The 16,392-nt window shown below is 37.0% G+C and carries 9 protein-coding genes; 4 read left to right on the plus strand and 5 right to left on the minus strand.

Annotated features, from left to right (window positions below; genetic code table 11):
* Positions 1-102 precede the first annotated feature (102 nt).
* Together bafA (ACFINA_RS01445) and bafA (ACFINA_RS01450) are read right to left on the minus strand one after the other, a co-directional pair.
* Complete coding sequence (gene bafA / locus ACFINA_RS01445; RefSeq protein WP_375614959.1) at positions 103-2,667, minus strand: BafA family autotransporter; 2,565 nt, start codon at positions 2,665-2,667, stop codon at positions 103-105.
* 360 nt (positions 2,668-3,027) lie between these two features.
* Positions 3,028-8,592, minus strand: a complete 5,565-nt coding sequence (gene bafA, locus ACFINA_RS01450; RefSeq protein WP_375614960.1) for a BafA family autotransporter — start codon at positions 8,590-8,592, stop codon at positions 3,028-3,030.
* Positions 8,593-9,163: 571 nt separating this feature from the next.
* On the opposite strand from bafA (ACFINA_RS01450), the gene ACFINA_RS01455 reads away from it, so the two are divergent.
* Positions 9,164-10,453 carry an MFS transporter gene (locus ACFINA_RS01455; RefSeq protein WP_375614961.1) on the plus strand — a complete coding sequence of 430 codons (1,290 nt, stop codon included), beginning with the start codon at positions 9,164-9,166 and terminating at the stop codon, positions 10,451-10,453.
* Here ACFINA_RS01455 and ACFINA_RS01460 read toward each other — a convergent pair.
* Genes ACFINA_RS01460 through ACFINA_RS01470 form a run of 3 tightly spaced genes read right to left on the minus strand, consistent with a single transcriptional unit; the run spans position 10,450 to position 11,328 of the window.
* Positions 10,450-10,713, minus strand: a complete 264-nt coding sequence (locus ACFINA_RS01460) for a hypothetical protein (protein ID WP_375606467.1) — start codon at positions 10,711-10,713, stop codon at positions 10,450-10,452. The two genes, ACFINA_RS01455 and ACFINA_RS01460, sit on opposite strands and share 4 nt — an antisense overlap.
* Positions 10,703-10,882, minus strand: coding sequence for a hypothetical protein (locus ACFINA_RS01465; protein WP_375610170.1), 180 nt, complete (start codon positions 10,880-10,882; stop codon positions 10,703-10,705). The genes ACFINA_RS01460 and ACFINA_RS01465 overlap by 11 nt, the downstream gene beginning before the upstream one ends.
* On the minus strand, positions 10,882-11,328 hold the full coding sequence (locus tag ACFINA_RS01470; protein WP_375606278.1) for a DNA polymerase III subunit chi: 447 nt from the start codon (positions 11,326-11,328) through the stop codon (positions 10,882-10,884). Before ACFINA_RS01470 ends, ACFINA_RS01465 begins: the two co-directional genes overlap by 1 nt.
* A 397-nt stretch (positions 11,329-11,725) precedes the next feature.
* Here ACFINA_RS01470 and lptF point away from each other — a divergent pair, with 397 nt between their 5' ends.
* The 3 genes from lptF to ACFINA_RS01485 are packed head-to-tail and all read left to right on the plus strand — an operon-like array spanning position 11,726 to position 16,365.
* Entirely contained in the window at positions 11,726-12,916 is a 1,191-nt protein-coding gene (lptF, locus tag ACFINA_RS01475) for an LPS export ABC transporter permease LptF (protein ID WP_375614962.1), read from the plus strand.
* The gene (gene lptG / locus ACFINA_RS01480) at positions 12,913-14,004 is read left to right on the plus strand and encodes an LPS export ABC transporter permease LptG (RefSeq protein ID WP_375610168.1); all 1,092 of its coding nucleotides are present in this window, start codon (positions 12,913-12,915) and stop codon (positions 14,002-14,004) included. The genes lptF and lptG overlap by 4 nt, the downstream gene beginning before the upstream one ends.
* On the plus strand, positions 14,005-16,365 hold the full coding sequence (locus ACFINA_RS01485; RefSeq protein WP_375614389.1) for an LPS-assembly protein LptD: 2,361 nt from the start codon (positions 14,005-14,007) through the stop codon (positions 16,363-16,365).
* Positions 16,366-16,392: the final 27 nt, after the last annotated feature.

Genomic DNA, 16,392 nt, shown 5'->3' on the forward strand with positions numbered 1-16,392 from the left:
TTGAGAAAGTCCCTACACTCTCGAGAAGACATAGCCGAACGTTATCTGTTTAAGTTTGCAAAACAATTACATTTGTAAAGTTAATCAGCCATGCACACATATTTAGAAACTATAGCGTAATCCTAAAATACCTTGAAGAGCATTCTTAATCTTATGTCCTTTTAGATAATGTGCTTCCGCATAAAGTGTTAGTTTATCATTGACCGAACCATTTAAACCAATTCCCAATTTACCCGCACTGCCTGATAAATCTGTAATAAATTTATACTGGTTATTAATTGTCGTATAATTATTATTTATATTCTCACGCAACCAAGCTGCCATAATGTAAGCTGTTAATGACGTTTCTGAATTCACAAAAAATTCATGTCCTGCAGTCAATCCAACTTCACTGCGGAATGAAGTTAATGGGCTTAGATCACCTATCATTCCATTTGAAAGTTTTATTCTTTTACCTTCAACCTGCAAACCTGTTAGTTTGATATAAGGCTGCATCCAAGTATTCTGTGCCGGTTCAAAATAACAACCGATCTCAAATGATCCACCTATTGCCCACTGATTGTAATGACTTTGAATGGCTAAACCATTCGTTGATATGGCTTTCAAATTATCTCGGTAATAATTATATTTCAAAACACCATCCATATACCATCCACGATGATCAAAATAAGTTGCGTAAGTTCCAATACTATAAGAGCTCAAATTGCTGTCACCACCTCGTGCATGAGAAATACGTGCTTGATCATAACTCCCAAAACCACCAACATACAACTCTCCATGCCCTAATTCACTCAACTGATCAGCACCAAAGACTAAACCTGTCTGCCCAAGTTTAAAGTGTGTATGGCCTGTCGCAACACGTTCTCTGCTCTTAATCCCATAAGTCCATAGTTCGATATCTTTCTTATTTCTGTCCCAAATTTTTCTACCATTCCGTATAATTTGCAACTCATTATTAAAAATAAGCCCAGGAACTACGGACAACGTTAACACTGCATCTGTAGAGGGGGTTGTTGATGTTTCTCCAGGAAAAAAAGGATTTGTCGGATCTGGCATAGAAGGTTCTGGTCCACTGAGGCGGTCTGCCGATAAAAACCAAACTTTTCCATTTTCATCCTTTCTTTCTTTCAAATCATACATATAAGTTCCACCATCAATGGCGTTAATTTTTTCACCCTTAAGATCTGTCAGCGTAAAATGCGCTCCACCACTTTGATCCGTAATTAAATCACGCTTATTTGAAAAAGGATCCGTGATTTCAACGCCAGAATCAGCAACACTTATTGTATGTTTCCCAGCGCCTTTCTCAACCAAGAGATAATCACCACGGTTATGGGCAATCGTAGTATTGAACGCGAAATGTAAATTTCCTGAAAGATTATTCACATGAAGCTGAGAATAATATGGATCAGAACCTGTAAACGAAAAAATAATACTCCCTTCACCACTTAATTTTTGTATCAAAGAACTTTTTCCATCAAACTCATCAGTAATAGAGTATAGTTTTGTATCTTTTCCATTTAAAATAATATCTTCTACTGTGGTGCGTTGTTGATCATTCCCAGCATAAAGATGGATCTGCCCAGAATGGTTTACCTGTGTCTTGCCTTCTAATGTTGCTCCAGCATGCACCCATGATTTTGTTTGATCATTCATTGTTAGATTTTTTACAGATCCGTCAGTATCTATTTCCTGAATAGCATTCTCATTTAAAGTGACTCCAATGGACTGACCACCTTTTAAGATACGTTGTTTACCACCACCAAAAACTTCTGTGTCAAATGCAAAACCACCATTTTTTGCACTTTGAGACTTTTGTCCAACCTCTTGGACACCCCCTTGCATAACTTTTGTATTCCAAACTTTTCCGCCATCATATACTTTTTGTTGGCCTAGTGTTTCATCTTGACCATAAATGATAGTGTGAGAAGCACTACTGCCTTTAATCTCTCCTCCAATATCCCCCTCGCCGAAAATAAGCTGCTCACCGCCATAAATTTTAGTCCCCTCTACTTTCCCTCCATTTCCAACACTTTGGTGCCCGCCTTCTTTAACAACAGCATTTTTCGAAAAACCTTGTTTTCCTTTTAAAGCCTGAACATTTTCAATTCCACCATGTTCAATTTTACTATTCTCACTGAGTCCTCCTGCATACACATAAAGCTCTGCACCATTCCTTACAGTGTTATTAATGGACCGCCCTGGACTATCAATCTCACCATCATTTGAAATGTATGCTTTACCTTCATTATCAAGGATATAATTTTCTAATATTGCCCCATCTTTAATGGAAATAAGTTCAGGCTTTTTAAGAAACGCAGTATTTTGTTCTTGTGCATTATATCCAGCATTGTCACGATGACTGCTGTCAAGCGCCTGTTGACTCGCAAACACTCTAGCACCCTTATCCATGATAAAATTGCTAGGCTTTTTCAAAAAGTCTAATTCATTGCGCGTTCTTATCATGACATCATGAGAGGCTCCAAGTATGCATCTGCCTGTTTTCATATCCTCATTGTATTGATCGTGAAATACCTTATCATTTTCATAACTTGAAGATTGACAAAAAAGTGCTGCTCTTCCCTCATTTGCAGCAGCAGCTTGCACAAAACAGCTGCTCAACATGAGTATCCAACAATGTCGTTTCCATTTATATTGTAGAGCCATATCCTCCCCCCTTCACGCCTGCATAGACACTGAACGTAATTAGCTCTACAAAACATATTTTCAACCTTAGATTGCAACAATCCTTCTTAAAAATCCTCCTTATTTCATAAAAAACCGTTCTTTACAGTTTTTTTAATACTTTTTTGATCAAGAATATAAGGGCGTTTTTATAGTGCTTCTTTAGCATTTCCTCAGAATTTTCTTATCAAAAAAAAGTAATGCATAATCAAGTATATAAGGGTATACAGTTTATCATGAACAACGAAGCTGCGTGCTCTGAAAAATTGTTCTCTGATGCTGCATTAAAAACTTAAAAAAACTAATCATACATTTAAAGATAACTAAAAAATAACCATATCGTTAGAAACTATAGCGTACACCTAAAATACCCTGAAAGGACTGTTTTGTTTTATGTCCTTTAACATAATGGGCCTCACCATATAACTTTAACTTCTCACTCACAAAACTGCTTAAACCTAATCCTAACTTACCTGCATTGCCCGATAAGTCCGTGGTAAATGGATGACGTTGATTAATTAACGTTTGATTGTCATCTTTATTCTCACGCAACCATGCTGCTGTAATATACGCAAACGATGAGGAATCCATGTGAGAACCAAATTCATATCCTAAAGATAAGCCAACCTCACTGCGTAATGAAGTAAATGGACGCATGTCACCTGTCATGCCATTCGATAACTTGATTTCTTTACCCTCAACACGCAACCATGTAAATTGTCCATAAGGCTGCAACCAACTGTTCTTTGACGTCTTAAGTCGATAACCAGCTTCAAAGGAAGTTCCCAATGCCCTTTGAGTATATGTTCCTTCAATCTCTAAACCATTCGTTGAAACGGCTTTTAGAGTATTTTGATAATGATTGTATTTTAAAATACCATCGAGATACCATCCACTATGATCAAAATAAGTGACATAAGCGCCAATACCATAAGTATTGATTCCACTGTTACCCCCCCGTGCATGCGCAACACGGGCACGATCATAACTGCCAAAACCACCTATATAAAACTCTCCATTTTCCCACTCGCTTAAACCATTGATCCCCAAAACGATACCGGTCTGATCCAGTTTAAAATCTATATGCTCTGTCGCAATGCTCTCTTTAGATTTAATCGCATAAGTCCATAAAGCTGCATTCTTTTTACTTTTATCTAGAACTCCTCTTCCCGCACGTACGGTTTGCATTTCATTGTGAAAAACCAACACTGGAGCCACAGACATAGACAATACCGCATCTGTAGAGGGAGTGGTCAAAAAGTGAGAAACTGAAAACGTCTCGCTTAATTGTGAAGAAGGTTGTTCTTTATGAACTGGACGCACAATCATTTGATCGGCTAAAGAGTGAGAAGATTCTGAAACAGCAGTTTGTTGTTTTTCATCAGAAAGAGGATGAGAACTTCCTGAACCTAAAACTTCAATAACGTGACTTCCAAGAGAGAAAACAGTTGGAGATACAGAAGCCTGAGATTTTTGCCTTAAGTTTTGGCAGTTCTCTCTTCGACGTGGCAATTTAATAACATGCGCTTGTGGTGCTGCAATCGTTGAAAGAGAAGAAACCGATTGATTTTGATTTAAATGCCGCACAGATCTGCTTCTACTACGTGGTAAACTGTTGAGAAATGAAACATTATCAATAAATACTGCAGATAAATACCAAACTTTTTCGCCCCCATCCTCATCAATTCTCTGTTTTAAACCATACGTATAGGTTCCGCCATCAATAGTTTTAACATTTGCACCAGAAAAGCTTCTCAGGGTAAAATGTGCGCCTCCACTTTGATCAACAATTAAATCAAGTTCTGTTGAAGAAGGATCAACAATTTCAATACCGGAATCTAAAATATTTATTGTGTGAGAACCACGGCCATTTTTGATAAAGAGATAATCACCTTCTCCTTCTGCAAGGCTGACATTAAAATCGAAATGTAGACTCCCCAAAAGATTATCAATATAAAGCTTAGAGTAATGTAAATCGGATTCTGTAGAAGTAAAAATAATATTTCCCACACCGCTCAGCTTCTTAATATAAGTTTCTGTGTTTCCATATCCATTAGAAATAGAGTATAATTTAGCGTTTTCTCCCTCTAAATTAATATCGTCTACTGTTGTGTGATAATTTTTGTATTCAGTATAAAAGCTATTATTTCCAGCATAAAGATGGACTTGTCCCAAATCATGAATCTTTATTTTTCCTTCCAACACCGCACCAGCAAAAATCCATGAATTGGCTCCTTCTTTAATTGTTAGATTTTTTACAATGCTACCAGCATGAACTTCTTGAGCAGCATGGCGGTGTAAAGTCACAATGTTCACCTCTCCCCCTGCTAATACCCGCTGTACACCACCCGCGAAAACCTCAGTATTCACAGCTAAACCACCACTCTTTTGTATAAAATCATCATCATCTGCGAACCACTTAGCAAGAGTTTGTATTCCTCCACTCATCACTTTTGTTCCCACAGCCATCCCATCATCATATACATTCTGCTGTCCTGGCGTATCACCTTGACCATAAAGTGTCGTGTTATAAGCGCTGCTCCCCACAATTCCACCATTTACATAACCATCTCCGAAAACAAGCTGCTCCCCACCATAAATTTCAGCTTTCAATGCGGTTCCTCCTCCCTCCACTCTTTGTTTTCCACCCTCGTAAATAATCGTAAATTCTGAAATCCCTTGTTCCCCTACAATCTCAACACCACCATTTTCAATGGTCGTATTCTTACTGAAACCACCAGTCTCAACATAGAGTGTTGCAGTTTCTGGAACCGTATTATTAATGGATAATTTAAAATCATCCGTTTCTCCATCACCAGCAATATAAACTATGCTATTGTCACCGAGCACGGAGCTTTGCAAAATTTTTTCACGTGTACCAGTAATGAAATCCTCTGCATAAAAACTGAAATCACCTTTATAAGAATTGGCTATAGAATCTTCCAAAGGAGAACCATACTTTTCTTGCTCAAAAGATTCAGCTATAGGCAACTCCATATGAGATGGAGGAAAGATAGGAGAAAAATTTTTTTCTGGCATAGATGGTGTCGATAAAGACCAAATCTTTCCACCGTTATGATCTTTTTTCTTGAGAGCGTACATGTAGACTCCATTATCAACAGTAGCTATCTCTTCACCCCAAAAATCTATCAGAGTAAAATGCGCATTTCCGCTTTGATCATGAATTAAATCAAGCTCCAAAACTAAATTCTGATCTTGTAGAGGAGAATTGGTAATTTCAACACCAGAATCGATAACGCTTATGGTGTGATGACCTGCTCCTCTTTTTATCAGAAGATAATCACCGCGCTGTTCTACAAAATTAGTATTAAACCTAAAATGTAAATTACCTGAAAGATTACCAACCTCAAGTTTAGAATAATGTGGATTAAACACGGTAGAAGTAAAAATAACGTGTCCATTCCCGCTTAAATCCTCAATCAAAGAGCTTTCACCGTCCATCTTGGAAGCAATAGAGTATAATGTGGTATCTTTGTCATTTAAAACAATTTTTTCTACTTCAGTACGAGATCGCTCAGTACCAGCATAAAGATAAATCCGTCCAGAATCATGAATCATGGTGTTCCCTTCTAATGTTGCACCATAATGTAACCACGATTGTGCTTGATCCTTAACGGTTAAATCTTTTACATAGCCTCCTAAATCTATTGCTTGGAAAGCATTCCCTTGTAAGAGAACACCAATCGCGATTCCTCCCGCTAAAACGTGTTGTTCTCCACCAGAAAAGATCTTCGTATCAAATGCAAAACTGCTATAATGGTCTAGATCCTCTTCTACATAAAGATTTTGTATCCCTCCTTCCATGATCTTTGTGTTAAAAACCTCTCCATCATCGTACACATTCTGATATCCTCGCACTCCATTTTTACCAGAAACGATAGTGTCATAGGCACTGCTTCTTACCATTTCACCTTTGATATCAGACTTTCCTGAAACAAACTGCTCACCACCGTAAATTTTAACCCCTTCAGCTTTCCCCCCATCTTCAACCTTTTGTTTTCCCCCTTTCTTAACTGTACTATCCTGTGAAAGACCCTGTGCTCTAACAAGCTCAGTGCCGCCTCTTTGAATTGTTGTATACAAGCTAAAACCACCGTGATAAACGGAGATCTTTCCACCGTCTTTAACTGTATTATTAATCGAAGTTTCTCCAGTGCTTTCAACTTTCTCACTGTTACTATCAAAGCTAGGATCAGCAATCGTAACAATCATTCCCTTTTCAATTGTGCGTTCTGTGAGATCATTCGATAATGAAGCTATAGCAGATGGTTGCAAGCTAAAATCAGAAAACAAAGAGGTATTTATCTCATCAAGAGCATAATTCGCATCTAAATACCAAGTTTTACCATTGCTCTCATTTTTTCTATGTTTCAAACTGTACATGTAAGTTCCGGCATCAATAGCTTTGATTTTTTCACCAAAAGTGTTTGCCAGAGTAAAATAAGCGTTTCCACTATGATCAGAAATTAATTTAAACCTTTTGTGGGAAGGGGGTGTGACCTCCCCCCCAGAATCAATAATACTTACTGTATGATAACCTGAACCACTTTCTTTAATGACAAGATAATCACTAAGGTGCTTGGCAAAATTGACATTAAAATTGAAATGTAAAGAACCTGAAAGATTATCAATATTAAGCTGAGAATAATGCTTATTAGTCCCTAAAGACGTAAAAATAACTCTGCCACTTCCCGTTAAATTTTGGACATTAACCTGAGATTTTTTGCCATTATCTTCAACAGCAATAATGTATAGCTTGGTATCTTCTCCATTTAAATTAAGATTTTCTACTTCCGTGACAGCTTCACCATTTCCAGCATAAAGATAGAGACTACCAAAATCATGAATATTTGTATCCTTATCTAATATTGCACCAGCAAAAACCCATGACCTTGCTTGATGATTAATGGTTAGATCATCCGTATATCCAGAATCATATATATTCTGAATAGCTCTATCGTATAAAGTAACTTCACTCGCATTCCCTGCTGCAAAGATATTCTGCATACCATTTTTAAAAAGTTCGGTACTCAGTGCAAAAGCCCCCTCATTAATTGTAAAATCTTCATCTTCTGTATCGACTGTATCAGCATCTTCTGAGAAACCGTTATGAAAATTCTCTTTACCATCAATATTTTGAATACCGCCTTTCATAATCTTTGTGTCAACAGCCAGCCCCCCACTATAGACATTTTGTATTCCTGGCACTCCATCTGCAGCATGAATTTCAGTGCCATAAGCACTACTTTCCTTATCTTTCCGCGACAAACCATCCCCAAGAAAACCCTTACCAAAAATAATCTGCTCACCACCATAGATTTGAGCCCCTTCTGCATTTGCACCACTCTCAACAATTTGTTTCCCCCCTTTTTTAACAGCGGCATATTCCGAACTGCTCAGATTTTGAACGAATTCAATACCACCACTCTCAATTGTCGTATCCCTGCTAACACTTGCTGCATCAATGTAGAGTTTTCCCCCCTCTCTAACCGTATTATTGATGGAATAGGCAGCATCTTTATAGTTAAAGCTATTTATTTCAGAACCTTCAGAGTCTCGGTTAGTAATATAGACAGTAGCACCATCGCTTATTATTGAATTGGTGAGTACCTTAAAGGACAGATTTTCTAATCTCTTCCTTTCCTCTTCTAAAAGATCACTTCCTTCTACTGTCTGTTTATTCTCTATCTTTTTTGATCCCACCTTTTTTTCTTTTAGTCCCCTCACTTCCGATAACAACTTTCTTGTCTCTTCTAGGTGTTCACTTATACTTACTGGTGTTAATAACTTTTCTCTTGGTGTAGCTACTCCATCTGCACTCGCAATCTTGACAAAAAAACTACTGGCCATTACCGCACAAAAACTTAATTTCAATTTGCGTTGCATTATTTACACTCCATAATTTTAAATTTAAATTCTCCCATTTAGAAAAAAGTGCATAGACCAAAACAACACAACGTAATTGCTCAACCTCATGTCTTTTAAGATAGCAAAGCATTCGATGGATTAAGCTCTGACAGATCAAATATACATCATGTGTTTTAAAATGCGCACACAACTAAAAGATTTAATTTGCTTTAGATACACTTTAAAAGTGTTATAATTGCATCCATGAAAAATATTTTTAATATTTTGAGACACTAAACACTGATCTGCGAATAAGATTGATTCCTTAATAGATAAAAATGGCATTAAACTTTAAAGGAAACAGCAATGTGAATGAGAGCTGCGTTTATGGCCACCTATTGCCATCTTCTACAGCATTTAAAGCAGTGTCTTTTTTTGTTCAATATGGATAATATATAGACCACTTATTCATAATCATCAGTCCATAATCATTGTTCTAATATATAACGAAGTGTCATAATATTGACTCGACACTGATTTGAAATTTCTATAGTTATAGTCAGTTAACTCGTCATTTGATTTGTCATATACTGAAAGGGACATTCTATTCATGTCTATAAACTCAGAAATGAAAGCTACAAGCAACAGAAACTCCCCTCGTCGAATTTTATTTGCAAGCCTTATTGGCCCAACAATTGAATTCTTTGATTTTTATGTCTTTGGCACTGCCGCAGCTCTCATATTTCCTCATGTGTTTTTTCCAACACAAAATGATCAGGTTGCCATTTTACAATCTTTCCTGATCTTTGGAGCAGCCTTTTTTGCTCGCCCCTTTGGATCAGTTGTTTTTGGACATTTTGGAGATAAAATTGGAAGAAAAGCAACACTTATCGCTTCTCTTCTCACCATGGGACTTTCAACAGTCATCATTGGTTTTCTTCCTACTTATGAAATGGCTGGGTGGTTTGCCCCTTTCCTGTTAACCTTATGCCGTATTGGACAGGGAATGGGATTAGGAGGAGAATGGGGAGGCGCTGTTTTGCTCGCAACAGAAAATGCCCCTCCAGAAAAGCGCGGCTGGTATGCGATGTTCCCCCAATTGGGCGTTTCAATCGGTTTGTTTTTATCTATTGCTGTTTATTTGGGTCTGCTGCATTTCCTTGATCGCGCTGAACTTTTAGCTTGGGGATGGCGCATTCCTTTTATTGCTTCAGTTGTTTTTATGATTATAGGATTATGGGTTCGTCTTTCAATCAATGAAACTGTGCAATTCAAAAAAACTCTTGAAAGTAAAGAACATGTCAAAGTGCCTATCATAGATGTCTTTTTAAAATGTCCACGAATCCTATTTCTTGGAATATTTTCTGGTATGGCAACTTTTGTTTTATTTTACTTGGTCACGACATATTTGTTAAGCTATTCAACAAACCATTTGCAATTGCCATTTCATCAAGCTCTTCAAGTCGAAATTGTCGGTGCTGTTTTCTGTGGAATTTTTACTGTCATCACTGGGAAACTCGCTGATCGTATTAGACGTAGAACTTTGATGATTTGGATTACAATCATCACCGGTATGTATTCTTTCGCAATTCCTTATTTCTTAAATTCTGGAGTTATGGGAGTCCTTGCAATGTCTGTCATTGGCTTGTCTCTCATGGGAATGATATACAGTCCTCTTGGTGCTGTTTTGGCTTCACCGTACCCAACAGCAATTCGTTATACTGGTTCTTCTATCACTTTCAATTTATCTGCTATCGTAGGAGCATCTCTTGCACCTTATATTGCAGAATATCTGGTACAACATTTCGATACGTCTTATCTCGGCTACTATTTGCTTTTTGCTTCTTTTATTTCACTGATTTGCTTCGTCGGATTTACAGAGGATGAAATATCCAACTAAAATATAATAACGAAGAATAAAATAAGGACTGGCAGCGAAAATGCTGCCAGTTTCATTTTTAAAGACATGGGTTGAGGTATCTTCCACCACAATATTCCCGCAAACAATGCACTCAAAAAGAAAAATAAAAAATCTGCAATATTGCTTATATAAGAAACAGCAAACATTTCTGATAAGATATGCGTCGTCCCCAACCATGAAACGCAAAAGAAGGCCAACATCACAGCCCATAAAACAAGCAAAATTCGATCAATAATCATCATTATGGTGTTTCGTTTTTTTAATTATAGTCCATATATTTAACATGCCTAAAAGAAAAATCACAATAAAAACCCAACGCCCTCCCCCTGATCCTTCCGTAATAAAAAGTGCTGGATTTACTATTCCTACCACTCCTATAAAAATCAGAACAACAGATACGAAACGCATTAAATTTGTTTTTCCCAACGATGATCTTCAGTCTGTTGCCAATACGTTAAATTATGATTTTCCATTTTATATTTTTTCCACTGTGCACGAACGAGATTCAACTGCTCTTCACTTTTACCATCAAATATCACGACAAGTCGTTGATAAGCATCAATATCCGAACAAACAGCTCCCTCTATGAGAAAACGAATCTTTGAATCATTCGGATTTTCTTGTCCTGTTGTAAGAAATACAGGCTGAAAGTTTGGATATTGATCACACTCCGTTCCATGTCCAATAAATGATTCATCAGTATAAACCCATAAATGTATATCTATAGAATCGCGTTGTTCTTTACTCACACACTGTATTGTTACTTTACCAAAACGAGCCAATGCACGCTCCACAAGCGTCGGCAAAATATCCTTCAGCGTTGACTGCGTCAAATGATAGAATAAAATATCCAATCTCTTAAGCCTTCATCATTCTTTATAAAAAAGCTAATATCTTTTTAAAAAAACTTCTATACCCCTAATACAAAGGAAACGGTTCAAGATATAAACCCTCTTTTTTGATTGAGATGCATTATCTCTTTGCACGTATCTTTAAAAGACAATAATTTTTATTTTCAACGTTAATAAAAAAGTTTTTTAAGTTATTTTCCAGATTCTTTGTAGACTATAGTTGAAAATAAAATATAATGTACGGAAAATTTAAAGAGGACCTCATAGGCAATTTTATATTATTTATTTGGTAAAAATATCCAATTCATGAAAGGATATTTTTTCAAACTTTATTACATTTTAACCGAAAGCAGTAAGAATATTTGCTATCGAATTAAAAACTGAGGATTTTCCCCAATTTATGCGTATTATTGAGTTCTACATCCTGAAACGTGTCCTTGTTTTGTTTAGTTCTGTCATGATTGCAGCAGTGGGCGTTAGTTGGACTATACAAATTCTTGCACGGATAAACTTTCTCACAACAAGTAAACAAACACTCCTCACAGTCTTACAATTTTCACTCTCATTGGTTCCTTCTGTTATTTTTCTGGTCATTCCGTTTGCATTAGTGATCGCAATTACAACCATCCTCTCAGCAATGCATCAAGACTCAGAATTTGCTGTCATCAATGCCTCTGGTTTTCCTAAAAGTACTGTCTGGAAACCTATCCTTCTTCTTGCTATTGTTGCATCCTGTATCTCCTTTTCTATAGCTAATTTTGTTGTTCCTCAAGCGCGTCTTCATATGCGACAAATGCTAGCAAGCGCTCGTTTTGATCTTATCAATCTATTCATTAGTGAAGGGAGCTTTCAAAAACTCGCCAATAACCTTTACATAGAAATTGGCGAACGAAATCCAAATGGAACACTTGAACGCCTTTTCATTGCCGACCAGCGTGATCCTAAGACTGATCTTTTTTATTATGCAACAGACGCATCCATTGTGAGCAATAAAAACGGCAGTTTTCTGGTTCTCAATAACGGTGAAATAGAAAGAGTCAATCATCAAAATAACAGTGTTTCAATCGTGCAATTTAGCTCATATACTTTTAGCCTAGGAGAGTTTATCCCCAGTGATAAAACACCTACTCTTTATCCAAAAGATCGGTCTCTTTCTTATTTACAAAACCCTGACCCAAAAGATCCCTACTATCAACGAAAACCACTCCAATATAAAGCTGAATTTCACCGCAGATTAACACAATGGCTCTACCCTATTGTTTTTTCACTTATTGCATTAGCAGCGGCAGGGGATGTACGCTCCCATCGACAAGCTCGTCATTCCGCAAATCTCTCGGCAATTGCCCTCTCTTTTCTGGTATATTGGATAGGATATTTTTTCGCAGAAAAAGCAAAAAGCGATCTTGCATACGTTCCTTTCCTTTATATTATACCTATAGGAACAAGTGCATTTGTCTTTTTTATGCTTTTAACGAATCATAAAATTGGGCTTCCCACAAAAGTTAATGAGATACTTCAAATCGCTTTTCAAAAAATAATGAACAAATTTGAACATCGAAAATCTCAAGATTCCTCGGATAAAATATCATGATTGGGTGGACACTTGGACGATATTTTTTTATACGTTATCTTAAAATAACTTGTTATTTCTGGGGAAGCATTTTTGTTCTTGCTCTTTTAATCGATTTCACAGAGAATTCCGGTAGGCTATCTTCCCTTGCGCATTATACAGCAAAAGATGCATTTTTCCTCTCTGTTTTACGCATCCCTTTTATCATGCAACAACTTATCCCTTTCATTGCACTCTTTTCTGCAATGGCAACGCTTATCTCGCTCAACAAAAAACTTGAACTTGTGGTGACTCGTTCAATCGGTGTGTCTGCATGGCAATTTCTTATGCCAGCTTGTTTTGGAGCTTTTCTTTTAGGATTATTTTCAATTCTTCTTATTAATCCACTTGCTGCATGGGGATTTTCTCAAGCAGAAAAAAAGATGACTGAATGGCGCAATCACAATGTACTAACACCTCTTCACAATACAAGTATCCACTGGTTAACACAACGTACAAATTTAGGCAGAACAACCATTGGTGCTAAATCTATCTCCGATCAAGGACTTTCTCTTCTCGATGCAACCTTTGTACAATACAATGATAATGCAACCGTTAAAAATTGGATTAATGCCCCAAAAGCAACTTTGACTAATGGATTTTGGCTATTAACAAATGGAACAATCTATAAAATAGGGCATCCTCCTGAAAAATTTACCATGTTGCAAATAAAAACCAATCTAAAACCTGAATTTTTAACGGAACGTTTAGTGAATCCCGCAACTATTCCATTTTACCAATTGCCCCAAAAAATTATGATTGCACGTTCATTTGGCTATTCTGCTCATAATTTTGATATGTATTTCCAATCTTTGATTGCATTACCGGCATTGCTTGTGGCAATGACCCTCATTGCAGCAACTGTATCTTTAAATTTTACACGTTTTGGGCAATCTAGAATGTTGATTCTTGGTGGCGTGATAGCTGGGTTTATGCTTTATGTTATTTCCGTACTTGTCCAAGCTTTTGGTAATGCTGGATATATTCCACCAATTATTGCAGCTTGGACACCCGTTGTTATTGCGTTATTCTTAGGAATCTCTTTTTTGCTTCATAAAGAGGATGGCTAAGTGAAGGCATTAACACTTAAAAAAACTATTTTAACAAAATTAAGTGCTCTCGCTTTTAAAAGTATTGTGGGGGTTATTTTAGGAGGTGCTTTGTCTTATTGTGCGCACGCTCAAAGCCTTCAATCTCCTTCTCAAAGTCGCATTCAAAATCCGGAACCTCCTCTTTTGCTCTCTGCGGATGAACTCATCTACAATCGTGATGAAAACACTGTTTCTGCACACGGTAATGTCCAAATCGAATATGATGGCAATAAAGTTGTCGCTCAAAAAATTATTTACAATCAAAAAACAGGACGGCTTATAGCACAAGGGAACGTTGAAATTACTCAAAAGGATGGTAATAAAATTTATTCCAACCAAATTGATATGACCAAAGATCTTGGCGAGGGTTTTGTAAACGCCTTACGTATTGATACAGCCAACAATGTTCACTTTTCAGCCCAAAATGCTACACGCAAACACAATCACATAACAGTCTTTGAAAATGCAACCTATACAGCCTGTGAACCTTGCTCTTATAAACCAGATCGAGACGTCTTATGGAAAATTAAAGCAAGAAAGATCATATGGAATAATAGCGTCAAAAAAATTCGGTTTGAAAATAGCAGTTTTGAAGTTTTTGGTGTACCGATTATAAAATTTCCAAATTTTGAGATCTATGATCCAACTGTCAGGCGTGCTAGCGGTCTGCTTACTCCTCATTTTTTTTATACCAATGATCTCGGCATGGGGATAAAGAATTCTTATTTCTGGAATCTCGCTCCTCATTACGATTTCACACTTTCTTCTACGGTTTATACCCAACAAGGGCTTTTGACCGAAGGGGAATGGCGTCAACGTTTTAAAACGGGCCGTTATAACATTCGCTTTGCTTATATATATCAAATAAAACCGCATAAATTTGATAATGATACAATTGATGCACAGTATAAAAATCGTTATATGCTGGCAACAAAAGGGGACTTTCGTATTAATTCACACTGGACTTATGGATGGGATATTCTTGCACAGTCAGATCGGCATTTTAGTCGTGCCTATAAACTTGAAAACTATAACAATCCTACACAACTTTCTCAGATCTATCTGAATGGTCTTGCAGGAAAAAATTATTTTGATATGCGTTTTTATCATTTTAAAGTTCAAGATTTGATATTGAATGATCCTCATTATGAACGTCACTCTCGGCAAGCGTGGGTTCTACCACGCATCGATTATACTTTCACACCAGATGAACCCATTTATAATGGAGAGCTCACCTTCCATAGTAATATGCAATCAATTTATCGTCGTCATGCTGATTTCAGTTCACCCGACAAGAACGCAAATTCTCTCAACATAGTAAGACTTTCTGGTATAGCTGGAAATAGTTTGCGGTTAACAAACGAGCTTCAGTGGAAAAAGCGCTTCAACACGCACAATGGACTCATCTTAACCCCCCTCCTCTCTCTACGAGCCGATATCATTACAACCAATGTACGTGAAAATCATGATTCTTCTATAAAAAACACTGTGTTATCCGAAGTTCGTGGTTCAGCAATTCGTGGCATGGCAACAGCAGGGTTAGAACTACGCTATCCCTTTCTCATTACAGCTGATCATTCTACACATATCATAGAACCAACCGCACAAATTTTCATACGCAATAATGAACAATATATCGGACAAATTCCTAATGAAGATGCTCAAAGCTTTGTATTTGATGCAACTACTCTCTTTCAACGGGATAAATTTTCTGGTTATGATCGTGTAGAAGGTGGCACAAGAGCCAATATAGGTCTAAGATACTCTGGAAGCCTTAATGATAATTGGTCTCTTTATGGTCTCATTGGACAATCCTTTCATCTAGCAGGAAAGAATTCTTTTGCAGAAAAGGACTTTATCAATGTCGGTACTCATTCTAGCTTAGAGGCAAAACGTTCAGACTATGTTGCAATGTTTGGTACAACCCATAAAAGTGGTTTTTCCTTAGAAACGCGTGGACGCTTTGACAAAAAAACAGGAAAAATCCGCCGTAGTGAAATCGAAGCATCACAAAAATGGCAAAATTTTTGGGCGGCTCTACAATATGCCTATATCGCAAAGCAACCAGATTATGAATATTCTCAAGAGCGCCAAGAAATTTCTTTTCAAACAGGACTTAAATTGGCAGATTATTGGTCCATTAATAGCAACGCCGGTTATGATTTAGTATCTGGTACATTTATAAAGCGAGGAATTAGCTTGAGTTATATGGATGAATGTTTCGGGTTAACATTCGGTTATCAACAGGTAACGAATCCAGGCAGGAAAGCACCCTTGCAAAACTTTAATTTCTCTCTTTCATTGCGTACGATTGCAGATATCGGAAAAAAGATAGATTAATTTATAAAGGGAATGTATCAGTCATTT

Source organism: Bartonella sp. AC10YNML (assembly GCF_042196825.1).
Classification (GTDB): Bacteria; Pseudomonadota; Alphaproteobacteria; order Rhizobiales; family Rhizobiaceae; genus Bartonella.

What these genes read in the sequence shown, in the direction of transcription:
- bafA (WP_375614959.1), bottom strand. Translation starts at nt 2,667, where the DNA reads ATGGCTCTACAATATAAATGGAAACGACATTGTTGGATACTCATGTTG.
- bafA (WP_375614960.1), bottom strand. Translation starts at nt 8,592, where the DNA reads ATGCAACGCAAATTGAAATTAAGTTTTTGTGCGGTAATGGCCAGTAGT.
- ACFINA_RS01455 (WP_375614961.1), top strand. Translation starts at nt 9,164, where the DNA reads ATGTCTATAAACTCAGAAATGAAAGCTACAAGCAACAGAAACTCCCCT.
- ACFINA_RS01460 (WP_375606467.1), bottom strand. Translation starts at nt 10,713, where the DNA reads ATGATTATTGATCGAATTTTGCTTGTTTTATGGGCTGTGATGTTGGCC.
- ACFINA_RS01465 (WP_375610170.1), bottom strand. Translation starts at nt 10,882, where the DNA reads ATGCGTTTCGTATCTGTTGTTCTGATTTTTATAGGAGTGGTAGGAATA.
- lptF (WP_375614962.1), top strand. Translation starts at nt 11,726, where the DNA reads ATGCGTATTATTGAGTTCTACATCCTGAAACGTGTCCTTGTTTTGTTT.
- lptG (WP_375610168.1), top strand. Translation starts at nt 12,913, where the DNA reads ATGATTGGGTGGACACTTGGACGATATTTTTTTATACGTTATCTTAAA.